At 71.4% G+C, this 22,957-nt stretch carries 16 protein-coding genes; 5 read left to right on the top strand and 11 right to left on the bottom strand.

Going from position 1 to position 22,957, the window contains the following annotated elements:
* Positions 1-3: 3 nt before the first annotated feature.
* The 8 genes from ACFYTE_RS02000 to eccD form a co-directional block, all read right to left on the bottom strand.
* On the bottom strand, positions 4-348 hold the full coding sequence (locus ACFYTE_RS02000; protein ID WP_388703538.1) for a hypothetical protein: 345 nt from the start codon (positions 346-348) through the stop codon (positions 4-6).
* Between the two features lie 43 nt (positions 349-391).
* Entirely contained in the window at positions 392-883 is a 492-nt protein-coding gene (locus ACFYTE_RS01995) for a YbaB/EbfC family nucleoid-associated protein (protein WP_388703535.1), read from the bottom strand.
* Between the two features lie 19 nt (positions 884-902).
* Positions 903-4,658, bottom strand: coding sequence for an AAWKG family protein (locus tag ACFYTE_RS01990; protein ID WP_388703532.1), 3,756 nt, complete (start codon positions 4,656-4,658; stop codon positions 903-905).
* 75 nt (positions 4,659-4,733) lie between these two features.
* Complete coding sequence (locus tag ACFYTE_RS01985; RefSeq protein WP_388703530.1) at positions 4,734-5,225, bottom strand: type VII secretion system-associated protein; 492 nt, start codon at positions 5,223-5,225, stop codon at positions 4,734-4,736.
* A 144-nt stretch (positions 5,226-5,369) separates the two neighbouring features.
* Entirely contained in the window at positions 5,370-5,690 is a 321-nt protein-coding gene (locus tag ACFYTE_RS01980; RefSeq protein ID WP_388703527.1) for a WXG100 family type VII secretion target, read from the bottom strand.
* A gap of 60 nt (positions 5,691-5,750) precedes the next feature.
* Complete coding sequence (locus tag ACFYTE_RS01975; RefSeq protein WP_388703525.1) at positions 5,751-6,128, bottom strand: hypothetical protein; 378 nt, start codon at positions 6,126-6,128, stop codon at positions 5,751-5,753.
* Positions 6,129-6,485: 357 nt separating this feature from the next.
* Positions 6,486-8,030, bottom strand: a complete 1,545-nt coding sequence (gene eccB, locus ACFYTE_RS01970) for a type VII secretion protein EccB (protein WP_388703523.1) — start codon at positions 8,028-8,030, stop codon at positions 6,486-6,488.
* A gap of 129 nt (positions 8,031-8,159) precedes the next feature.
* Entirely contained in the window at positions 8,160-9,560 is a 1,401-nt protein-coding gene (gene eccD, locus ACFYTE_RS01965) for a type VII secretion integral membrane protein EccD (RefSeq protein WP_388703521.1), read from the bottom strand.
* Between the two features lie 1,008 nt (positions 9,561-10,568).
* Between eccD and eccCa the strand changes: the two genes are divergently transcribed.
* Positions 10,569-14,618 carry a type VII secretion protein EccCa gene (eccCa, locus tag ACFYTE_RS01960; protein ID WP_388703518.1) on the top strand — a complete coding sequence of 1,350 codons (4,050 nt, stop codon included), beginning with the start codon at positions 10,569-10,571 and terminating at the stop codon, positions 14,616-14,618.
* 225 nt (positions 14,619-14,843) lie between these two features.
* On the opposite strand, the gene ACFYTE_RS01955 is transcribed toward eccCa, so the two are convergent.
* Entirely contained in the window at positions 14,844-16,109 is a 1,266-nt protein-coding gene (locus ACFYTE_RS01955; protein WP_388703515.1) for a S8 family serine peptidase, read from the bottom strand.
* 231 nt (positions 16,110-16,340) lie between these two features.
* On the opposite strand from ACFYTE_RS01955, the gene ACFYTE_RS01950 reads away from it, so the two are divergent.
* Genes ACFYTE_RS01950 through ACFYTE_RS01940 form a run of 3 tightly spaced genes read left to right on the top strand, consistent with a single transcriptional unit; the run spans position 16,341 to position 20,184 of the window.
* A complete protein-coding gene (locus ACFYTE_RS01950; protein ID WP_388703512.1) occupies positions 16,341-19,697 on the top strand; it encodes a right-handed parallel beta-helix repeat-containing protein in 3,357 nt (1,118 codons plus the stop codon).
* A 34-nt stretch (positions 19,698-19,731) separates the two neighbouring features.
* Positions 19,732-19,863: a hypothetical protein gene (locus tag ACFYTE_RS01945; protein ID WP_388703510.1), complete on the top strand. Its 132-nt coding sequence runs from the start codon at positions 19,732-19,734 to the stop codon at positions 19,861-19,863.
* A 3-nt stretch (positions 19,864-19,866) separates the two neighbouring features.
* Positions 19,867-20,184 (top strand): hypothetical protein, encoded by a 318-nt coding sequence (locus tag ACFYTE_RS01940; protein ID WP_388703508.1) that lies wholly within the window; start codon positions 19,867-19,869, stop codon positions 20,182-20,184.
* A gap of 140 nt (positions 20,185-20,324) precedes the next feature.
* Here ACFYTE_RS01940 and ychF read toward each other — a convergent pair whose 3' ends face one another.
* Positions 20,325-21,413, bottom strand: a complete 1,089-nt coding sequence (gene ychF, locus ACFYTE_RS01935; protein ID WP_388703505.1) for a redox-regulated ATPase YchF — start codon at positions 21,411-21,413, stop codon at positions 20,325-20,327.
* A gap of 174 nt (positions 21,414-21,587) precedes the next feature.
* Between ychF and ACFYTE_RS01930 the strand changes: the two genes are divergently transcribed.
* A complete protein-coding gene (locus tag ACFYTE_RS01930; RefSeq protein ID WP_388703504.1) occupies positions 21,588-22,142 on the top strand; it encodes a DUF6542 domain-containing protein in 555 nt (184 codons plus the stop codon).
* Positions 22,143-22,188: 46 nt separating this feature from the next.
* Here the strand turns inward: ACFYTE_RS01930 and ppgK are convergent, their stop codons facing one another.
* Positions 22,189-22,935 carry a polyphosphate--glucose phosphotransferase gene (gene ppgK, locus ACFYTE_RS01925; RefSeq protein WP_388703502.1) on the bottom strand — a complete coding sequence of 249 codons (747 nt, stop codon included), beginning with the start codon at positions 22,933-22,935 and terminating at the stop codon, positions 22,189-22,191.
* Positions 22,936-22,957: the final 22 nt, after the last annotated feature.

Here is a 22,957-nt window from a genome sequence, read left to right as displayed (position 1 = left end):
GAGCTAGCCCCGTCGGCCGCCGCCGTACTCACCCGACTGCTCGCCGATCGCGTCGAGGATCCCGTCCTGGGTGCCCTTCGTGGTCTTCAGGTTCATCAACGTCGCGTCACCGGTCCGTTCGAGGGCCTCGCCGAGGGACTGGAGGGTGCCCGTGGTGGAGTCCCGGTTCTCCACGAAGTTGCTGAGGATCTTGTGCCCGTTCTCGTCGTCGCCGGTCCAACTGGTGTCGGCCATGACGCTCTTGAACTGGGCCACGATGCTCCAGGCGTACGAGCCCAGCTCCGAGATGAGGGCGCTGCCCTGGTGGATGCGCTCGGGATCCACCTCGAAGGAACCCTCGTCGGTCACGTCTGCCTCCTGGCTCTCGATCGGAATCCCGCGCTGACACCGCTCACCGGCGGCGCTGCGCCCCGTCCGCCGGGCGGACCACGTCGTCGTCCTCGTCGATCTCGTCGCGCAGCCGGTCGTTCGCCGTCCGCTGTTCCGGCTCCCCGGGCAGCGCATCGGCCGCGGGCCCGACGAGCCGGTCCCAGTCGATCTCCATGCCGGGCAGCTCGGGCAGGGTCGCGCTCGGCCGGGTGAGCGGTTCGAAGAGATCCCGTACCGCGCGGGCGAAGTGCGAGCGCGCCTCCTGCACCGTGTCCAGCACGGCGTCGGCCAGTTGCGCGGGGGGCATGGACCGGTACTTGCCGTCCAGGAACCTCAGGCCCGTCAACTCGCCCTGCGCGCCCACCGTCACCTCCACCGAGCCGTCCTTGGACACCACGGTGGACGAGAAGGCGCCCATCCGCCGCTCGGCCTCCGCCACGGCGGCCTGTACGGACTCCAGCTCCGCGTTCGCCTGCGCGAGCCGCTTCTCCAGCCGCTCGACGTGGTCACTCATCGCCGACCCCACACTCCTGTCATCGTCCGATCACCGCGGGTGTCGTGCCCTCGTCGGTGCCCCAGACGTCCTCGTCCTCGGCCACCCAGGCCACCCGCTCGCGGTCGCCGCTCTGGGTGGCCCGGCCGCGCTGCGCGGGCGGTGGCACCGCGGGCACCAACGGCGCGCCGGAACGCGTGGTGATCACGTCCTCCTCCACCTCCTCGTCGGGCGTCGCCGCCGCGCGACGGCCGGCGGCGGCCTGCGAGGACGCCGAACCGCGCCGCATGGCCGTCCTGCTGACCCGGGGGCCGGGACTGGACCGCTCACGTTCCGTCGGGGACTCGCCGCCGCCGCGCATGCCGCCCATCGGCGGCATCATCGGGCTTCCGCCCCCGCTCCCTGAGCCGCCGGCGCCCAGCGCGCCGGAGCCCGCGCCGCTCTGGTCGCCCTGCGTGAACGGGTTGCCGGAGCCGGTCCCGTCGTAGCCGTTGGTCGATCCGGAGTGCGACGCGGCGGCCGCGTCGTCGTACGCGTAGCCGTCGGATGCCCCGTCGCTCCCGTGCCCGTACGAGTGCCCGCCGCCCGACCCGAGGCTCGACGAGTCCCCCGGGCTTCCGGGGATCGAGGGGTACGTGGTGTGCGAGCCGGACGACGAGTGCGGCATGTTGACGTCGACGTGCCCGGAACTGCCGCTCGGGTAGCGGGTGTCGATGTGGGATCCGGGGCCGGAACCGCTGCTGGAGTGGTTGGGGCCGTCGACGGTGATCGAACCGTCCGGCCTGGTGTGCGTGGACGAACCGTCCGGAGGCGTCACGGTGGTGCGGCCGTCCGGGGACGTCACCGTGGTGCTGCCGTCCGGCTGCGTCACCGTCTTACTGCCGTCCGGCCCGGTCACGCTGACGCTGCCGTCCGGATAGGTCGTGGTGATCCTTCCGCCCGGATCCGTCACCTGCACGCTGCCGTCGGGCAGGGTCACCTTGGTGCTGCCGTCCGGCGACGTCACACTGCTGCTGCCGTCCGGATGGGTCGTGGTGACCCTGCCGCCCGGATCCGTCACCTGCACGCTTCCGTCAGGCGACGTCACCTTGGTGCTGCCGTCCGGCTGCGTCACCGTCTTACTGCCGTCCGGTGAAATCACCGTTCTACTGCCGTCCGGCGATGTCACACTGCTGCTGCCGTCCGGATGGGTCGTGGTGACCCTGCCGCCCGGGTCGGTCACCTGCACGCTTCCGTCGGGCAGCGTCACCGTGGTGCTGCCGTCCGGCGACGTCACCGTGGTGCTGCCGTCCGACTGCGTCACGGTCCTACTGCCGTCCGGCGAAATCACCGTCTTGCTGCCGTCCGGGCCCGTCACTGTGACCGTGCCGTCCGAGGACGTCGTCGTACGGCCGCTCGGGCCGTCCACGCTCGTCGAACCGTCCGGATGCGTGGCGATCTCACCGCTCGGACCGGAAATGGTCGTCCTGCCGCCCGGGGAGGTGATCTCGCCGTTCGGGCCCGTCGTCCGCACGGAGCCGTCGGGGGCGGTGACGGTCATGGAGCCGTCCGGCTTGGTGACGGTGACGGTGCCGTCGGGACCGGTCTGGGTGACCGTTCCGTCCGGGCCGGTGGTCACCTCGGTGCCGTCGGAGTAGGTGGTCGTCTCGCTGCCGTCGGGGTTCTGGACGGTGACGCCGCCGGTTCGCTGGCGCGAGCCGCCGAAGGAACGGTCCGCCGGCGGCGCGGAGGTGACGAAGCTGCTGGTGGGCCCGAGCGGGACGCCGGACTGGTGGTTGCCGCTCTGGAGTTGGTCGTTGGCGTCGCCGATGACGGAGCGCGCCTGGTTGTTGGCCTCGTCGACGGCCTTGTCGGCCTGGTCGATCGCCGCGTCGATCGCCGACTTGGCATCGGAGTTCACCTTGTCGGCGGCGTCGTTGGCCTGGTCGTTCGCGGCGTCGATCGCCGACTTGGCATCGGCGTTGGACTTGTCCGCCGCGTCGTTGGCCTGGTCGTGCGCGCTCTGGACGGCCTTGTCGGCCTCGGAGTTGGCCTTGTCGATGGCCGCCTTGGCGTCGGCGTTCGACTTGTCGGCCTGGTTGTTGGCCTCGTCGATGGCCGACTTGGCCTGGTTGTTGGCGTCCTTGGCTGCCTTCTCCGCGTCCCCCTTGGCCTTCTCCGCCGCCTCGTTCGCCTTGTTGACGGCATCGTCGGCCCTGTCGTTGGCTTCGTCGACGGCCTTTTCCGCCTGCTCGCCGGCCTTCTTGATCGCCGCCTCGGCCTCCGCCCTGGCCTTGTCCGCCGCCGCGTTCGCCTTGTCGATGGCGTCCTGTGCCGCTTTGTTCGCCTTGTCGATGGCGTCCTGCGCCGCCTTGTTCGCCTTGTCGATCGCGTCCTGGGCGCCGTCCTTGCCGCCGCTGCCGGAGCCGCTCCCGCCCGACCCGCTGAAGTAGTTGGTGACCTCGGGTTCCAGCACCTCGTCGATGACTCGCCGGGCCGCGATGAAGGCGTTGTTGACGCTCGACAGCGTCTTGTCGGCCGTGGGAGCCAGGTGCTCCTCGACGCCCTTGTTCCAGGACTCGACGGCCCTGGTACCAAGACCGGCCCACGTGGAGACGTCGTTGAGGTAGCCGAGCCCGGGGATGACCTGCTCGGCCTCGGGCCTCAGGACGTAGAAGTGCGTCGTCGTCTTTGTGTCCTTCCAGCTGCCGGAGCCGCTGGTGTTGCCCCCGTAGTACGTCGACTCGGTGGACTCTTTTGTGCCTTTCACGGCGAACCTGGCGTTGTGGTTGTAGGCCCAGGTCTGGGCCGACTCCAGCATCGAGTAGAGGATGCCGTAGGGGCTGCCGAGGCCCGGCAGGTACTCCACTGGGTCATCGCCGGTGCTCAGCGGTTTCCAGTCGGCGTTGGTTCCGGTCTCCCAGTCGGTCCACGCCTGGTACAGGTCACGGATCGCGGTGAAGACGGCGTTGCCGGCGCCCAGGATCGCGTCCCCCTGGAGGCTCGACGACGCGTAGTAGTCCCACATCGACTCGTGCTTGGCGGAGAAGCCTTTGGGATGCATCTGGTCGGCGAACCCGCTGTAGTTCTTGTGCAGTCCGTCGATGAGATCGGCGAACACCTCGGCCGCCTTGCCCTTCCAGGCCGCGGTGTCCTCGCCCAGGGACTCCTTCCACTGCTTGAGCGTCTCGGCGTGGTCCATGAAGAACTTGGCCACCCGGTCGTACGCCTGGGCCGTCCTGGTGAAGGACTCGAAGTCCATGGCCCGGGACGCGTCCACCGTCACACCGTTGGACTCGAAGTCGATGTTGTTGTGGCTCGTGATCCCCCGGTAGCCGAGCTGGTACAGCGCGCTCCCCGCGCCCTGGACGAACTGGCCCATGGGGTGCTTCATCCCGACCAGCGAACTTCCGCTGTCGCCCTCGCTCCAGCTGAACGGGCTCAGGTAGTTGAGCTTGACGTCCGCACCGTCCGGACCGACGAAGTCGATGACGACCTTGCGGAGCCTCGGGTAGATCTTCTCCTTTAGCTCGTCCTCGGAGTAGTCGTCGACATCCACCTCGTCCGGGTCCTCCTTGCCCGGCAGGAAGAAGTGGATCACGAAGTCGTGCCCGTCGACGTCCGGTCCCGAGTAGAGCTGGTACGCGCTCTCCGTCATCTCCATGAACTCGCGGTCCTCGATCTTGACCGAGATCAACGGCGCGTTGCCGTTCGGCTCAAGGCCCTTCACGTCGTCGAACATGGTGTGGCGCGAGGGCATCTTGTAGCCGGTGAACGACTCGACGGCTCTGGCCCAGTGATCGGATTCGTCGGCCATGGGAGGACTCCCGGAGGTGGAACCTGTGGGTGGGTCAGGAGCAGAGAACGGAGGGCAGGGACGGCAGGAAGTGCGTTACTTGCCGCCGCCCTTGCTTCCCTTGTCGCCATCCTTGTCGCCGGACGAGTCCCCGTGATCACCGCTGCCCGACTCGCCCGAGAAGCCGGTTTCGGACAGGATCTCGGAGAACTTGTCCGCCCCGATCTTGCCGAGGTTGTCGCCCTGGGCCTTGAACAGCTCCTTGACGGTCGTGCGCAGGGCGTCATCGATCTCGTCGAATGTGTCCTGCTGTCCCAGCAGGACGTTGACGACCGTTTCGATGTTGGTGGCCAGCGCGTCGGCGAAGCTGGAGCCGGACGTGAGGTCGTCCGCGTCGATCAGCCCCATCATGATCGGCTTGCCCGCGGAGATCGCGCCCACGGTCTCCTCGGTGGTGATGCCGTCCGCCATGTCCCGCATGGACGGGTCGCCCTCAAGGATCTGCTTGAGGTCCCCGATGAACGTCGCGAGGTCCCCGTCGATGAACGACTGGAGGGACGTCTTGTCCAGGTGACTCAGGTCCGCCATGGCTGTTTCCCCTCTTACGGATGTCCCCGGTACGGCGGTGACGGCAGGCCGTGCGTACCGTGCGTGCCGTGTGTGCCGTCGTGGTACCGCCTCCGGCCGACGGTGCCCTGCTGCTGCCGGAGGCGGTGGCTCTCACGACACGGCTCACCTGCCGATGGACACCTCGGACCAGAGCTGGCTCAGGTTCTGCTCCGTGTACCGGTAGTTGTCCGAGACGTCGGTCAGCAGGTCGGCGTGCGAGTTCAGCAGCTGCTGCATGATGATGACAGCGTTGTCCCAGGCCGTCTGCTTCTCCTCGTAGACCGACGCGTCGTCACCCCACCAGGTCTGCTTGAGCGCGTTCAGCTCCATCTCCAGGTTGCTCAGGGTGCCCTCGATGGCCCGGGTCTGCTGGACCATGTCGTCGGCGGCATTGGTGACGGGGCTGTACTCGACGTGGATGTAGCCGTCGTTCAGGTCGGACATGGGCGATCCTCATCTCGTGGGGGTGCCGGTGGGGCGGGTCGGCGGTGACCGCCGCGGGCATCAGGCGACGGGGGAGCTGGCGGGCTTGATGGCCCCGGAACTGGACAGGGCGTCGAAGGCGGCCTCGCTCGCGCCGAACGCCTGGTCGATGGCCTCGTTGCCGGAGCCCTGGGCCAGGTTGTGCTGCACCAGGCTCGTGTTGAGCTTGTCGATCATGTCTTCGAGGTTGTTCAGGATGATGACCACCTGGTCGTCCCACAGGTCGAGCAGCCTGCCGTAGGCGCCGCCGTCCGAACCCTGGTAGGACTTCGACAGGTTGTTCTTGGTGCCCTCCACGTCCTGAAGGATGCGCTGGACGCCGCTGTACGCCTGCTCCAGCGCCAGGATCCCGCTACGGGTGGACGATTCCGATGACTGCTGACCGCCGGTCTCGCTCATGTTGCCCCTTCCCTGCTCCACGGCGCCGCCTCCGGCCCACGGCTGGTCGAACCGTCGCACCGGCCGAACCACGGTGCGGCGCACGCTGGTTCAGGTACCGACGCAAAAGACCGGAGGAGCTTCATGACTCATTTCCCGACCGCTTTGATTCGCTGCCAGCCTAAAGAGCGTCAAATTCATGGTGCAACAGTTCATGGCCCTTGACACACAAGCATCAATACCAACTCCGCCCCCATTCACCTTCTCGTCACCTTCAGGTATCCAACGAGACATTTGAAGGGTCAAACGCGCTCCTTTGAGCGCGAGTTGGGGTCACGGCTTCTGCTCGGTCCGCTGGGTCCTCCCGGGTGATTCCGACTACCGGCCCTGTGCCGGCGATCCCGCCGTCCGCGGTCCGGAAGCCCGGCAGCCCGCGCCGTCCGGTGCGCTGCGCGCGTCCGCGGCGGAGACCGCGACGGCCGCGTCCGCCGCGCCGAGGTCCGGCCCGGTCGGCAGCATCGACAGCAGCAGCGAGGGCACGGTCCGCACCTGGCCGGCGCTGTAGCCGAGGGCCGACCCGTCGCCGTCCGTGGGCACCCGGTACTTCACCCCGGTGTCCGTGACCAGGTACCGGCTGCCCCCGGCTTCGCCACCGGCGGCGCTGCTCGCCCGGACCAGTGCGCCACCGCCGGGTTCGACCACGACTCCGTCAACGGCCAGGCAGGCCGCGGCCGTCGGGGTGGCGGGCCGCTGGGCGAGCGGGGCCAGCGCGCTCTCGGCCACCACCGCGACGCCCACCCGCACCCCGGCTCCGGCCGCGGTACCGGGCGTCACGGACGCACAGACCCCCTGGTCCTCCTTGACCGCCGCGAGGGCGGGCGGCGACTTCGGCAGTGCCTCGGCGGAGCCGGCGGATGAGCCGGTGTCCGTGCCGCCGGCCGCCAAGTGGCCCTTGAGTGCGCCCGCTTCCAGCTGCCGCGCGCTCACGGGGCCGCCGCCGTACGCGTCCTTGGCGGTGTCCGGATCGCCTAGCTGCAACGCCGCCTGGGTGTTCGTCAGCGGCACCAGGCCCTCGTCGCGCAGCAGGTAGTACTGGGTCCGCGCGGATCCCGGCACGCTGGTGCGGAAGACCTGTCCGATCCGGGTGTCGAGCCCGCCGAGCGACGGTCCGGCCTTGCCGCGGCCCGGCACGTCGACCGGGGCCAGGTCGGGACCGGCCGGCAGGGCGTCGATGAACGCGGCGGAGACCTTGCGGGGTTCGGCCGATCCGTAGCCGAGGCCCTCCAGGGCGCTGCTGCCGGTGTCGATCCGCAGTCTCATGCCCTGCCAGACCAGATGACGGTTCCCGGACGGGTCGGCCACCAGCAGCGCACTGCTGGAGGGCAGCGGGCGTTCGATGGCGGTGGAGGCCACGGAGAGCACGGTGGCGTCGGTGCCCGCGCCGCCATCGGGCGCCGAACACACCAGCCAGGGGCGGGAGTCGGCGAGCGCGTCCGCGTCCGGCAGTACGTCCGGTGCGCCGCTGATGCCGACGGCGGCGCCGCGCGGGGTGTGCCGCAGCGACCCGGTGCCGACCGCCGTGGTGGACATCCCGCCGCCGCTCGCACCGGCGAGCAGCATCGCGGACGCGTAGTTCAGGACGGGGCGCAGCTCGCCGTCCTGGTAGAAGTAGCGGGCGCCGGTGTCCTTGTCCACGATCAGGGTCCCCGAGACCCGCCAGGAGTTGGTGGTGGACGGGGATATCAGGCCGTAGACGAAGGCGCCGGCCGACACCAGCAGCGCGACGACGATCCCGATCGCCAGGCCCCGGTTGGTGCGGCCGACGGGGCTCTCCGGCGCGTCCAGGTCGGTGCGCAGCAGTCCCGAGGTCAGCCGCCCCATGACGAACATGTGCGCCTGGACCTGGTCGCGTCTGTTCTGCACGTCTTGCTCCCTACACGGGTCGGGCTCAGGAGGTGGGCGGCTCGGAGTTCATCGAAGGTTCGGCAGCCGGTCGTTCACAAGTCGTCTGTGAGCAGCCGGCGTTGCGGAGCCGGACGGCCACGAGGGGCGTCACAGGTCCAGCCCCCGCAGGAACCCGTACACGCCGAGGATCCACAGGGCCAGCGGCAGCATGCTGATCGCCGCGGCCGAGTGCAGCAGTTCGGCGGCCCGGCCCCAGTACGGCACCAGCCGCCGGCCCGGCACCGTCCAGGACGCGATGGCGCACGCCGCCGCCGTGGCGAACAGCCCGACCAGCAGGGCCGGCCGGGATTCGGGCGAGATCGCCAGGGCCGCTGACACCACCAGGCCGGCCACGCCGAGCACGCCGGGGCCGATCAGCGCGAGCCGCTGCCAGGAGCTGCCCATGCCGCGGCCGTGCAGCAGCAGGAGCAGCGAGAGCCCGGCGGCCATGCAACCGCCGGGCCAGCCGAACGGCCGGACCAGGGCGGCGATGCAGGCCACGCTGAGCAGCCCTGCGGACGCGAACAGCGCGGTCATCCACGCGTCGGCGATCGCGGTACGGGCGGCCACGTCGGCGCTGGGGTGCGGGTCGATCCCCTGCTGGAGCTGCTGGGCGTTGGTCGGCAGCGGTGGGGTGCGCAGACCCGAGAGCCGGAAGGACAGCGCGGGCGTGAAAGCCCCGAACAACACGGTGACCAGGGCGGTAACTCCGGCCGCCTGCTGCGGCGTCAAGTCCAGCAGGACCAGCAGCAGCCCGCCGAGCGCGCCGCCCACCGCGATCGCGGCCGTGGCCAGGAACAGCGGGGTGAAGGCCGCCACCACGGCGAGCGCCAGCACCGCGCCGCCCGCCGCGGCGGCGGATGCGGCCAGGAGCCGGGCGCCGAGGACCTGGTCGGCCTGGTCGCCCTCGATGGTGCCGCCGGGCAGCAGCCAGCCCGCGTGCGTCCAGTACACGGTGGCCATCACGCCCAGCGCGGCGCCGGCGCCGGCGTCGCCGACGGCCCGGCTCGCCGAGGCCGCGCCGGCGAGCATCAGCAGCCCGCCGGCGAACAGGATGCCGACGCGCAGCGGGAAGCCCATGCCCGGCAGGGCGAGCAGGACCGATCCGGCGGCCAGCGCGGTCACCGTGAGGCCGATCAGCACCCGCCGGCTCACCGTCGGCGTCCAGGCGAACGGGCGGCGTTCCATGGTCGTGGCGATGCCGTCGACCAGGTCGTCGAAGTGCGGCTCGGGCAGTGCGTCGGCGCGTGGCCTCAGGTGCAGGGTCTCGCCGTCGCGGACCCCCGCCTCGTCGAGTGTGGCCTCCTCGTCGAGGGGCGCGCCGCCCAGGCGTTGGAGCACCCAGCCGCCGTGTTCGAGGCCGGCCTCCTGGGTGTCTTCGCCGGCGTAGTCGAGCAGCGCGGGCAGCAGATCGGCCACCGGTACGTCACCGGGTACGGCCAGGTCCATGGATTTCTCGGGTGCTCGCACCGTGATCCGGCACAGATGTGCCACCGTGCTGTCGGTCAAGGCTCGCTCGTCTCTCCGAATTGTGGGCAGGTGGCCTTCGGGCAATGAGGATGGAAGAAACCTTGTGGCAGTGGGGGTGCCGGGACCGACGCGCGAGATCGGCGTCTGGAATCGGACGGCTGTACCCTACAAAATCAATTCCGGTCCCGCCCGGGGTGGCCCGCCCCGAGACATCCGCTCCGGGGAATCCGCCGCTGAAGAACCCACCGCGGAACGCCCCCGCCCCGCTTACGAGTTCCCCAACGGGAGGGCTTTACAGTTTCGGTGCGCCGCGACCCCACTCCGCCAGGGCCACCGACAGCCCCCACCCGCCCCGCCCGACCACCCATTCTCCCACCACACCCAGCCGACCACTCCCGTCCAACGACTCTCCGGCCGACCACACCGCCCGACGTCTCACCCGACGTACCACACCGCCCACCGGCCTCGCCGGGCAAACCACACCGACCACGGCCCCCCAACCCACCCGTCCAAGCACTCCGCCCACCCCATCCAACCGCCCGTCCGCACCGACCACTTGACGGCCCCCGACCGACCACACCACTCCCCCGCCCGACCACTCCAACCGCCTTCCTACTTCGCCCAGCCGACGATCGGGCCCGCCGACCGCCCCACCCGGCCGACCACTCCCCCGGCGCCACACCGCCCGCCCACTCACACCGCCTGACCACCCCATCCGCCTGACCGCTCGACCCACTTGCCCGACCCGACCGGCCGACCGCCGCCACCGGCCACCCGCTCAGAGCAACGCGCCAATACGCCCGCCTGACCACCCCACCCCGTGACCGCCCCACTCAGCCGACCACTCCCCCGGCACCACACCGCTCGCCCCACCACACCCTCCGCCCGCCCACTCACACCAGCCGACCAATACGCCGCCTGACCACCCCGCCCGCGTGACCGATCCGCCAATCCGACCGTTCCGCTCCGTCCGACCGTTGTGTTCGTCCGTTTCGATCGGCCCGCCGTTTTGGCCGTGTGGGCTTTCGCCGCCGAGGAGGCTGTCCCTTGAGTGTGGTTCTCTTCCGTCGTCCGGCCCGTCGCCGGGCCCCGGACCTGCCCGAGGGAGAGCTGAGCCTCCAGGAGCCGCCCACCCTGCCGGAGATCGTGCCGGACACCTCCGCGGTGTGGAACTACCTGCCCATGGGCATGATGTCGGCCTCGATGATGCTGCTGTTCATCCGCATGGGCACCGGCAGCTCGACCCTCGGCTACACCGCCCTGGCCCTGATGGTGACCGCCTCCGGCCTGATGATCCTCGGCCAGGTGATGCGCAAGGCCGGAGACCGCAAACGCCGGCTCAAGGGCGAACGCCGCGACTACCTGCGCTACCTCCGGCAGACCCGGATCCAGGTCCGCGGAGCGTTCGTGCAGCAGCAGTACGCCCTGTCCTGGCGGCATCCCGAACCCGCCGCGCTGTCGTCGCTGGCCCGCACCTCCCGGCTGTGGGAACGCAGGCCCGGCCACGACGACTTCGGCGAGGCCCGGCTCGCGGTGGGCGGGCAACGGCTGGGACTGCGCCTGGCACCGATGTCCACCAAGCCCGTAGAGGACCTGGAACCGCTGTCCGCACACGCCCTGCGCAGCTTCATACGGGCCTACGCGACCGTCCCCGACCAGCCCATCGCGCTGTCCCTGCGGGCCTGGTCGCGGGTGCTGCTCCGGGGCGACGAGGAACGTATCCGCGACGCCGTCAGGGCGCTGGTGGCACAGCTCGCCGTGTTCCATTCGCCCGACGACCTGTGGCTGGCCTTCTGCGTGTCCGAGGACCGGCGCCCGGACTGGGACTGGGTGAAGTGGCTGCCGCACGCCCTGCACACCGAGGAGCAGGACGGCGCAGGCCCGGTGCGGCTGGTCGTGTCCACCATGACCGGCCTTGAGGACCTGCTCGGCGCGGAGTTCCAGGAGCGGCCGTCGTTCGACCCGGAGGCCGTGCCGGGCCGGGAGGAGCCGTTCACGGTGATCGTGGTGGACCAGGGCAGCGTGCCGAGCGGTCACCGGTTCGACGGCGCCGGGTTCCGCAACGCCGTCGTGCTGGACCTGTCCGGCGAGCTGACCTGGCGTCCCGGACGCTCTACGCTGCGCCTGGAGTTCAGCGAGGACGAGGGCAGGACCGGACGGCGGAACCGGACCAACGGCACCGTCACGCTGGTGCGCACCGACCGCAACCGCCAGGAGCAGCACACACTGCTCGGCCGTCCCGACCGGCTCGGCCCGGCCATGGCGCGGGCGGTGGCCATGCGGCTGTCCCCGTACCGCATGGCGTTCGGCAGTGACGCCGCCGAACCGATGTCCGCGGACATCGAGTTGACGTCGCTGCTCGGCCTCACGGACCTGCACCGCTTCGACCCGCGGGAGCTGTGGGCGCGCCGTGCCGGTTCGGACCGGCTGCGGGTGCCCATCGGCATCAGCGCCGAGGGCAGCCCGGTGGAGTTGGACATCAAGGAGGCCGCGCAGGGCGGTATGGGCCCGCACGGCATGCTGATCGGCGCGACCGGTTCCGGCAAGAGCGAGACGCTGCGCACCCTGGTGCTGGCGCTCGCGCTGACCCACTCCTCGGACACCCTCAACTTCGTCCTGGTGGACTTCAAGGGCGGCGCCACCTTCCTCGGCCTGGACGAACTCCCTCACACCTCCGCGGTGATCACCAACCTGGCCGACGAGGTCGCGCTCGTCTCACGCATGCAGGACGCCCTGCACGGCGAGCTGATCAGGCGTCAGGAACTGCTGCGCGCGGCCGGCAACTACACCTCGGCCCTGGAGTACGAGCGGGCGCGGGCCGCGGGCACCCCGCTCCAGCCGCTGCCCAGTCTGTTCGTCATCGTCGACGAGTTCAGCGAACTGCTGGCCGCGCACCGGGAGTTCATGGAGCTGTTCGTGATGATCGGCCGGCTCGGACGCAGCCTCGGCGTGCATCTGCTGCTGGCCTCGCAGCGGCTGGACGAGGGCCGCATGCACCAGTTGGAGAGCCATCTGTCCTACCGCATCGGTCTGCGCACCTTCTCGGCCATGGAGAGCCGGGGTGTGCTGGGCGTGCCGGACGCCTACCATCTGCCGCCGCAGCCCGGCAGCGGCTATCTGAAGAGCGGTGTGGAGGAGCTGACCCGGTTCCGTGCCGCATACGTCTCCGGGCCCTACGAGCACCGCAGCGGGCCGGTGGCACAGGCGCGGGCGGCCGGCCAGGTCGTGCCCTGGACGACGGACTGGATCGCGCCGCGCCCGGCACCGGACACTCCGGATGATCCGGACGTACCGAATGCACCGGACGTACCGGAGGGGAACGCCGCCGCGCCGGACGAGGAGGAGCAGCCCGGCGCCGGGCAGACGCTGCTGGCGGCGGCCCTGGACCGGCTGCGCGGCTCCGGACCGCCCGCCCACCAGGTGTGGCTGCCGCCGCTGGACGCCTCGCCCTCCCTGGACCAGATCCTCCCGCCGCTGGCGCCGCACCCCGAGTACGGTCTGACCACGGTGGGCTGGGCGGGCCGCGGCCGTCTCTCGGTGCCCGTCGGCATCGTCGACCGCCCCTTCGACCAGGTACGGGACCTGCTGACGGTCGACCTGTCCGGCGCCGGCGGCCATGTGGCCATCGCGGGCGGCCCGCAGAGCGGCAAAAGCACGGTCGTACGGACCCTGATATCGGCGCTGGCCCTCACCCACACCCCGCGTGAAGTGCAGTTCTACTGCCTGGACTTCGGCGGCGGATCACTGGCCGGGCTGGTCGAACTGCCGCACGTCGGCTCGGTGGCCGCCCGGGTCGACACCGAGCGCATCGGGCGGACCGTCGCCGAGGTCACCGCCATCCTGGAGGACCGCGAACGGCTCTTCCTCCAGGACGGCGTCGCCTCGATGCCCGACTACCGCGCCCGCCGGGCGGCCGGTGAGTTCGCCGACCAGCCGCACGGTGACGTGTTCGTGGTCGTGGACGGCTGGTCCACCGTCCGCCAGGACCACCAGGACCTGATCCAGACGTTCACCCGGATCGCCGCCCGCGGTCTCAACTACGGCATCCACCTGATCGTCACCACCGCCCGCTGGGTGGAACTGGCCGCCGCCGTGCGCGACCAGGCGGGCACCCGCATCGAGCTGCGGATGGGCGACCCCATCGAGTCCATGGTGGACACCCGCCGGGCCAGGACGGTGCCCGCCGCCCCGGGACGGGGCCTGACCATCGACGGCAAACTGCACTTCCTGTCGGCGCTGCCCCGGATCGACGGCGCAGAGAACGCCGACGACCTCGCGGCCGGGGCGTCCGCCCTGATCCTGGACATCAAGGAGCACTGGACGGGTCCGCGAGCGCCCGAGGTACGGCTGCTGCCGCAGCTGCTGGCCGCCGGCGAGCTGCCGCCCCCGCAGACCACCGCGGAGGGCGGGCTGCGCGTCGCGCTGGGCGTGGAGGAGGACAAACTCGCCCCCGCCTGGCACGACTTCTCCGTCACCCCGCATCTGCTCGTCGTCGGCGACACGGAAAGCGGCAAGACCAACCTGCTGCGGCTCGTCGCCCGCGCCATCACCGAGCGGTACACGCCCGAGGAGGCCCGGGTGCTGGTCGTGGACTACCGGCGTGACCTGGTGGAGGCCGTCCCGCAGGAGTACCGGCTGGGGCACGCCGTGTCCATCGACGCGCTGCGCGAGCTGGTCAGCGGCGCGGCACGGGCGATCCGGCTCCGGGTGCCGGGGCCGGACGTCACCCCGGACCGGATGCGGCGGTGCGACTGGTGGACGGGGCCGCGGCTGTTCGTCCTCGTCGACGACTACGACATGATCGGCGCGGGCCCCGGCAACAACCCCTTCATGCCGCTCCTGGACCATCTCGCGCTCGGCTACGAGGTCGGCCTGCACATGGTCGTCGCCCGCTCCGCGTCCGGCGCCGGCCGTGGTCTCCAGGAGGCCCTGCTGCGCCGTATCCAGGAGGTCAACTCCCCCGGTCTGCTGCTGTCCTGCCCGCCCACCGAGGGCTATCTGTTCGGGAACATCAAGCCCCGTATCCTGCCCCGCGGCCGTGCCATGCGCGTGGCCCGACGTGCCATGACCCTGGTCCAGACGGCCCAGCTCGACTAGGCGCGTGCGCTGGCTGGGCCGTGGAAGCCGTCGTTCGTCTGCGGCGCCGTCGTGGCCGATCGCGCAGTTCCCCGCGCCCCTGCGGGGCACGTCCCCGCGCGCGTCGGCCAACAAGGGCAAGCCCCGCCACCGGCCAGCCACACACGCCGCCGTACACACCCGCAGGCACGTCGTGGCTGATCGCGCAGTTCCCCGCGCCCCTGCGGGGCGCAGTCCCGTGGGGGCTCAGGGGGGTGGGCGCCAGCCGCGGGCTTGGCCGCGGGGGATCACCGCCACCGCCGCGGCCACCAGCAGGACCAGCACCGCCATGACACCGGCGGACAGCAGCGCCCGGTCCCGGGGTGCGGTGGACACCGCGGGCAGGTGCAGCGGGGCGATGCTCGGCGGGGCGGCGGGTGTGCCGGAGCCGGGCGGGACCATGGAGACCGCCGCGTACGGGTCGAGCCGGGGCGCGCCGCCGGTAGGGGCGGCGGAGGCGGTCAGCCGCTCGGCGGTCTCGGCGGCGGTCAGGTCCGGGTGGTAGGCGCGCACCAGGGCCGCGGCACCGGCGGCGAACGCGGCGGCCGCGGAGGAACCCGCGGCGATGTAGTGCCCGGAGCCGCGCGGCCCGATGCCGACCACCGGGCCGCCGGGGGCGGCCAGGTCCGCCCCGGCGAGGCCGGCGGCGCTGCCCAGCGTGCCGCCGGCGGCCGTCACCCCGACCACCGACAGGGCGCCGGGCGCGGACGCGGGCCAGTACTGTGCGGCGCCCTCGCCGTCCCGGGGCTCGATGTCGGGCGCCGCGGCGGCGACGACGAGGACCTGGTGCTCGGTGGCGTATCGGACGGCGGCCGTCAGCTCGGCCTCTCCGGTGGTCAACGCCGCGGACACGGTGACGACTCGGGCGCCGTTGTCGACGGACGCGCGGATGCCGTCGGCGACCCGCTCGGCGGTGGCGTTGCCCCGCTCGTCGGTGCCGCGCACGGCGAGTATCCGGGCGCCCGGGGCCACTCCGTGGACGTCGGTGCCGTTGGTCTGCGCGGCGGCGACGAGGCCGGCGACGAGGGTGCCGTGCCCCACGCAGTCGTCGGCGGCGTCCCCGACGGCGGTGACCCGCCCGGACAGCGCCGCCGCCTTGCCCGACACCCCGGTGTCCACCACCGCTACGGTGATGCCCGCGCCCCGCGACAGCTGCCACGCGTGGGGCAGCGACAGACTCCGCTGGGCCCAGGTCGCGGCCTGCGCCGTACGGTTCGAGGCGGCGGTGCAGGGGTCGTCGTCGCCCAGGGTGAGCGGGATCGGCGGCAGGCTCGTACTGCCGGTGCCGCCGCCCGCGGACGCCGAGGACGCGGGGGCGGGAGAGGGGGAGGCGGCCATGGCGGGCGCCGGGGCGGACAGGGCGCACACCGCCGTCACCGTCAGCGCGCCCAGCCCCGCTGACAGCCTGAAGTGGGTGCGGGAGCAGGGGGGTTGGGGAAGCCCTGGGGACCGGAGAAACCGGGATTGCCTCATGAGGCGCATGATAGGGGGACGCCCCCAGCGCACCCGGGCGGACGTTCGAACGGGCATGATGGCCCCAGCACCACGACCCGTACCGCCCCCGGGGAGGATCCGCCGCAGCCCTCGCGACGCACTGCCGCCGCCCGCTGTTCACCGCCCGGTCCTACAGTCTGTTTACTTGTTCCCTGTCGCCCCACCTGACTGCCGTCGCCCTGACGTCGCTGACGAGGAGGAGATTCGAGCGTGGCACGCCAGCTGCTCACGGTCGGTCCCGAAAGGCCCGATGGGCCGGACAGCTTCCGAACGATAAGCGAAGCCTTGGCCAAGGCCCGTACGGGCGCGGTGATCAGCGTCCTGCCGGGGCGGTACGAGGAGAACCTGCGGATCTCCCGGCGGGTCACCATCGTCGCCGAGGGATCGCGCGGCAGCGTGGAGATCGCGCCCCGCTCCGGCTCCGCCGTGACCCTGGCGGCCGACGCCGTGATGCTCACCGATCTGGTGCTGCGCGGCCCGGACGGCGACGACGTCCCGGTCGTGGACGCCTTCCAGGGCCAGGTCGCCCTCGACGGATGCGACATCGCCGGCACCGGCTGGACCGCGGTGCTCAGCCGCAACACGGGATCGCTGGCCATGCGCGGCTGCCGGATCACCAACCCGGAGGGCGCCGGCGTCGTCGACACCTCGTCCGAGGAGAGCGTCGTCGCCGACTGCGTGCTGGAGAACCTCGGCAGCTCCGCCGTCGTCATCAGCGAGAAGGCCCGCACCACCGTACGCGGCTGCACGATGCGCGACACCCGCGGCAACGGCGTCCTCGCCAACGGCCAGGCCCGCGGATCGGTCGAGGACTGCGACATCTCCGCCACCGACAAGCCCGGTATCGCGCTGGAGCAGCACAGCGCCACCCGGGTGCTCCGTACCCGGGTGCACGACCTGGCGATCGGCGCCCTGGTGACCAGCGCCTCCCGCCCGGAGCTGACCGAACTCGACGTCCTGGCCACCGCCGAGCACGGCATCCTGGTCTCCTCCGGCGCCGAACCCGTGCTGCGCCACTGCCGGGTGAGCCGTACCAAGGGCAGCGGTCTGGCCGTCACCGGGCGGGCCCGGGGTACGTACGAGGACTGCGCGTTCACCGACTGCGCGGGACCCGCCGTGCTGGCCACCGAGAGCGCGGCACCGATGCTGACCCGGACCGTGGTACGGGACTGCTCGGCGGCGTCCGCCGTGCTGCTGACCGGGGAGTCGGCGGCCGAGTTCGACCGGCTTGAGGTGACGTCGGCCGGCGGTGTCGGCATCTCCGTGTTCTCCGGCGCCAACCCGCTGATCCGGCGGGCCCGCGTGGTGTCGGCCGGCGGCCACGGCGTGGAGGTCGTCAAGGGGGGACGCGGCCGGCTGGAGGACTGCGTGATCGAGAAGGCGGGCGGCGCGGCCCTGCGGGTCGCCGACGACGGCCGCCCGCACCTCGGCAACAGCAGCCTGTCGGACGCCGCCGGGCCCGGCGTCCTCGTCGCGGCGGGCGGCCTGGCCGATCTCCGCGACACCGTCGTGGACGGCAGCACGGCGGAGGGCATCCGGGTCGAGGAGGGCGGCGAGGCGTCCCTCGTCCGCAACCGGATCACCTCCTCCGGGTCGCACGGCGTGCTGCTGGCCGCCGGGGCGCGGGCCGCGCTGGGCGGCTGCGAGGTCTCCAGCGGTCAGGCCGACGGCATCCGGGTCGAGACCACCGAGCGGGTCTCCGTCCGTGACTGCACGGTCAGCGACAACCGGGGCGCCGGGCTGCGGCACACCGCCCGGGACGGCATGCTCACCGTGGACCGGCTGTCCAGTGTGGCGAACGGCGCCCGGGATGCCTGGGACGGGGCGCCGCCGCCCGCCCCCGCGGACCCCGCAGGACCGGCCGTCAAGGACGACGGACCCGCCGAACCGCAGGGCCCCGTCGAGGAGTTGGAGGCCCTGGTCGGGCTGGAAGGCGTCAAGCACCAGGTCAAAAGCCTGGTCAACCTGACCCGGCTGGCCCAGCGCCGGGCCAGCCTCGGCATGCCGGCCCCGCCGATGAGCAGGCACCTGATCTTCGCGGGCGCCCCCGGCACCGGCAAGACCACGGTCGCCCGGCTGTACGGCTCCATCCTGGCCGAGCTGGGCGGGCTGCGCTCCGGCCACCTCGTGGAGGTCTCCCGGGCCGACCTCGTCGCCCAGGTCGTCGGCGGTACGGCGATCAAGACCACCGAGACGTTCAACCGGGCGCTCGGCGGGGTGCTGTTCATCGACGAGGCGTACACGCTGGCCTCCGACAGCAAGAACTCCGGGGCCGACTTCGGCCGTGAGGCCGTCGACACCCTGGTCAAGCTGATGGAGGACCACCGCGACGACGTGGTGGTGATCGCGGCCGGCTACTCCAAGGAGATGGACTCCTTCCTCGCCGTCAACCCCGGTCTGGCCTCCCGCTTCGCGCGCACCATCGAGTTCGTCAACTACACGGTCGACGAGTTGGTGACCATCGTGGAGAGCCTGTGCGAGCGGCACCGCTACGAACTCGCCCCCGACACCAGGGACGCGCTCGCCACGCACTTCGCCGACATGCACCGGGGCCCCAACTTCGGCAACGGCCGGGTGGCCCGGCAGGTGTTCGAGGAGATGGTGGACCGGCAGGCGTTCCGGCTGGCCTCGCTCCCGGAGGCCGGGGAACAGGATCTGACGGTCCTGCTGCCCGAGGACGTCGGCGAGGCCGCGGCCGCCGCCGTCAGGGCCGCCTCGTCCGGTCACCGGGCCACCTCACCGCTGGACGAACTCAACGCGATGGTCGGCCTCGAAACCGTCAAGCACGAGGTCACCGACATGATCAACCTGCTGTCGGCGTCCCGGCAGCGGCAGGCCGCCGGGCTGCCCGCCTCCCGCATCAACCGGCATCTGGTCTTCGCGGGACCGCCCGGCACCGGCAAGACCACGGTGGCCCGGCTGTACGGAAAGCTGCTGCGCTCGCTGGATGTGCTGCCCCGCGGCCAACTCGTCGAGGTGGCCCGCGCCGACCTCGTCGGACGCTATGTGGGACACACCGCCCAGCTCACCCAGGAGGTCTTCGAAAAGGCGCTCGGCGGCGTGCTGTTCGTCGACGAGGCGTACACCCTCACCCCGCCCGGATCGCCCTCGGACTTCGGACGGGAGGCGGTGGACACCCTGTTGAAACTGATGGAGGACCACCGCGAGGACGTCGTGGTGATCGTGGCCGGCTACACCGACGAGATGCACCGGTTCCTGGCCTCCAACCCCGGTCTGGCCTCACGCTTCTCACGGCACGTCGAATTCCCCGACTACAGCTCGGAGGAACTCGTCACCATCGTCCAGCAGCACGCCGCCGCCTCCGGCTTCGAGTGCGCCCCCGACGTCCCGCAGGCCCTGCTCGCGTTCTTCAAGGCCCAGCCCCGGGACCGCTCCTTCGGCAACGCGCGGCTGGCCCGGCAGACCGTCGAACAGATGGCGACCCGCCAGGCCCGCCGCCTGGCCGCCATGTCTTCCCCGACCATGCCCCAGCTCCAGACCCTCCTGGTGGAGGACCTGCCCACCCCACCACCGGGACAGCGGGACACCGGCCAGGGCGGCACCTGACCGGACACGGCCCACCATCTACTACCCCGACGACGTGCCGGAGGGCGGGCAGCACCCGGCGCTGGTGATCAACTCCGAGGAGCAGGTCCAGGGCGTGCGCAACGCGGCGACCTTCATCCGCTCGCGGGAGGACGTCGACCCCCGCCGCGTCGGCCTGATCGGCTGAGGCATGGGCGCCGCGAATGTCGTCCTGGCCGCGGAGAAGGCCGGCGACATCGCGGGCGTCGCCGCCCTGAACGGCTTCTACGACGGGGAGCGCTGGCTCCGGTCCATCCACACCTACGACGAGTTCCTCAAGATCGTCGACGAGGTGGCGGAGGACCGGGTCAACCGAGTCCTGCACGGCGAGTCCAAGCTGGCGGACACCTTCGCCCCCTACCCGCTCGATCCGGCGACCGGTGACTACGTCGAGAAGGAACTGTCGCAGGTCTACGGGTTCGGCCATCCGACCCGGCTACAGTTCACGGACCTCGCCACCTGGTACTGAACAGTGCACATCCCAGCACGGGCGCCCGCATCCCATCCCAGCACCATCCCAGCACGGGAAAACCAAGGGCCCGACCCCGAAGAGTCGGACCCTCTGACCTGTATGTTTGCCAGATCAGCGACGTGGTGGTGAGTCAGCCGCTACACATTGAACCGGAACTCCACCACATCCCCGTCCTGCATCACATAGTCCTTGCCCTCCATGCGGGCCTTGCCCTTCGCGCGGGCCTCCGGGACCGAGCCGGTTTCCACCAGGTCAGCGAAGGAGATGACCTCGGCCTTGATGAAGCCCTTCTGGAAGTCGGTGTGGATCACACCGGCCGCCTCGGGGGCCGTGGCGCCCTTCTTGATGGTCCAGGCGCGGGCCTCCTTGGGGCCGGCCGTCAGGTACGTCTGCAGGCCGAGGGTGTCGAAGCCGACGCGGGCGAGGGTGGCCAGGCCGGGCTCCTCGGCCCCGACGGACTCCAGGAGTTCCAGCGCGTCCGCCTCGTCCAGCTCGGCGAGGTCCGCCTCCAGCTTGGCGTTGAGGAAGATCGCCTCGGCGGGGGCGACCAGGGCGCGCTGCTCGTCCTTGAAGCCGTCGTCGGTCAGCTCGTCCTCGTCGACGTTGAAGACGTAGAGGAACGGCTTGGTGGTGAGCAGGTGCAGGTCGTGCAGCAGCTCGGCCCGCTCGCCGCCCTGGACGATGCCATGGGAGAAGAGCGTGTCGCCCTTCTCCAGGATCTCCTTGGCCTCCTCGACCGCCTTGACCTTGGGCCCGACGTCCTTCTTGATCCGCGACTCCTTCTGCAGGCGCGGCAGGACCTTCTCGATGGTCTGCAGGTCGGCGAGGATCAGCTCGGTGTTGATCGTCTCGATGTCGTCCTTGGGCGAGACCTTGCCGTCGACGTGGACGACGTTCTCGTCCTTGAAGGCGCGGATGACCTGGCAGATCGCGTCGGACTCCCGGATGTTCGCGAGGAACTTGTTGCCCAGGCCCTCGCCCTCGGAGGCGCCGCGGACGATGCCCGCGATGTCGACGAAGTCCACAGTCGCCGGGAGGATGCGCTGCGAGTTGAAGATCTCGGCCAGCTTCGTCAGGCGCGCGTCCGGGACGCCGACCACACCGACGTTCGGCTCGATCGTGGCGAACGGGTAGTTGGCCGCCAGCACGTCGTTCTTGGTCAGGGCGTTGAACAGGGTCGACTTGCCGACATTCGGCAGGCCGACGATTCCGATCGTGAGCGACACGTTGCGACTTCCCGTACGTGAGGAGGAGGGCCAGGGGGCCAGCAGACCGGCCGATCCCCCAGTTTACGGCGTGCCGGACACCGCCCCGGCTGAAGCGTCGAACACCTGGATACGCTCCGCTCAACGGCGTGTCTGTAGGGCCATTCGGCACATAAGCCGACCTAAGTTGGTCCAGTGGAGCAACCCAGGACGCGACCCCCGCAGCACGGCCCGCGACGCGGCACGCCACCGGCACCCCTGCCGCCGCAGGCCAGGCGCGGTCCGGCGGGCGGGCAGGCGCCGGCCAGGCGACCGGTGCGTCCGGGTCCGGGACAGCCGCCGCACAGAACAGGCCCCCGGCTCACCGGGCTCGGCGGGGGCCTGTTCTGCGCGGCCCTGATGTTCCTGCTCGGCCTGATCGACCAGCTGCTGTTCGGGGCGTCCCTCACCGTGTACGGGGTGCTGTTCCTGCCCGTGTGCGCGCTGACCGCGCTGTGGGTGCGCGGGAACGACCTGCTGACGGCCCCCGTCCTGGTGCCGATCGGGTTCGCGGTGGGGCTGCTGGCCGTCGCAGACGACGGCGGCGGGATGGCGGGCCGGCTGATGGGGCTGGTCACCGCGCTCGCCACTCAGGCCGGGTGGCTGTACGGGGGGACGCTCATCGCGGGCGTGACCGTGATCGTACGGCGGATCCGGCGGGTCAGGCGCCGGCGGCGGCTCGGGCCCGCCCGACCCGCGGGACGGGCCTGACCGGCATCCACCGGGCCCGCGGCACGGGCCGCCGGGCCAAGGACCGCTAGCCGTCCTTGGACGCGTGCATCGCCGCGCCCACGATCCCCGCGTTGTTCTCCAATTGCGCGGGCACGATCTCCGCCTCGACGCCCTCGATGAGGTGCAGGAACTTGTCCGCCTTGCGGCTGACGCCGCCGCCGATGATGAACAGCTCCGGGGAGAACAGCATCTCCACGTGCGCGAGGTACTTCTGCACGCGGCGCGCCCAGTGTTCCCAGGACAGCTGGTGGTCCTCCTTGGCCTTGCTGGAGGCCCGCTTCTCCGCCTCGTGACCGCCCAGCTCCAGATGGCCCAGCTCGGTGTTCGGGACCAGGGTGCCGTCGACGAACAGGGCGCTGCCGATGCCCGTACCGAAGGTGAGCAGGATGACCGTGCCGCCACGGCCGCGGCCCGCGCCGAAGCTCATCTCGGCGACACCGGCCGCGTCCGCGTCGTTGACGACCGTGACGTCATGGCCGCCCAGGCGCTCGCTGAACAACGCGCGCGCGTCCATGTCGATCCAACTCGTGTCCACGTTGGCGGCGGTGCGGATGGTGCCCCCGCCGCTGACCACGCCCGGGAACGTGAGACCGACCGGGCCCGTCCAGCCGAAGTGTTCGACGACCTCCTTCACGCCGTCGGCCACCCCGTCGGGCGTCGCCGGGTGCGGAGTGAGCACCTTGAAGCGCTCCTCCGCGAGGTCGCCCCGCTCCAGATCGACGGGTGCGCCCTTGATCCCGGACCCGCCGATGTCCACACCGAAGATCTGCATGGCCCCACCGTACGACGCGCGA

This window comes from Streptomyces sp. NPDC004629 (genome assembly GCF_042873595.1).
GTDB lineage: Bacteria > Actinomycetota > Actinomycetes > Streptomycetales > Streptomycetaceae > Streptomyces.
The sequence above is the reverse complement of the archived record's forward strand: the minus strand, read 5'-3'. Positions and strand labels throughout refer to the sequence as shown.

Bases quoted from the DNA above. Each gene is read 5' to 3' on its own strand.
- ACFYTE_RS01980 (WP_388703527.1), bottom strand. From the start codon at position 5,690: ATGTCCGACCTGAACGACGGCTACATCCACGTCGAGTACAGCCCCGTC.
- ACFYTE_RS01975 (WP_388703525.1), bottom strand. From the start codon at position 6,128: ATGAGCGAGACCGGCGGTCAGCAGTCATCGGAATCGTCCACCCGTAGC.
- ACFYTE_RS01990 (WP_388703532.1), bottom strand. From the start codon at position 4,658: ATGGCCGACGAATCCGATCACTGGGCCAGAGCCGTCGAGTCGTTCACC.
- ACFYTE_RS01995 (WP_388703535.1), bottom strand. From the start codon at position 883: ATGAGTGACCACGTCGAGCGGCTGGAGAAGCGGCTCGCGCAGGCGAAC.
- ACFYTE_RS01985 (WP_388703530.1), bottom strand. From the start codon at position 5,225: ATGGCGGACCTGAGTCACCTGGACAAGACGTCCCTCCAGTCGTTCATC.
- ACFYTE_RS01955 (WP_388703515.1), bottom strand. From the start codon at position 16,109: ATGAGGCAATCCCGGTTTCTCCGGTCCCCAGGGCTTCCCCAACCCCCC.
- ACFYTE_RS01940 (WP_388703508.1), top strand. From the start codon at position 19,867: ATGGGCGCCGCGAATGTCGTCCTGGCCGCGGAGAAGGCCGGCGACATC.
- ppgK (WP_388703502.1), bottom strand. From the start codon at position 22,935: ATGCAGATCTTCGGTGTGGACATCGGCGGGTCCGGGATCAAGGGCGCA.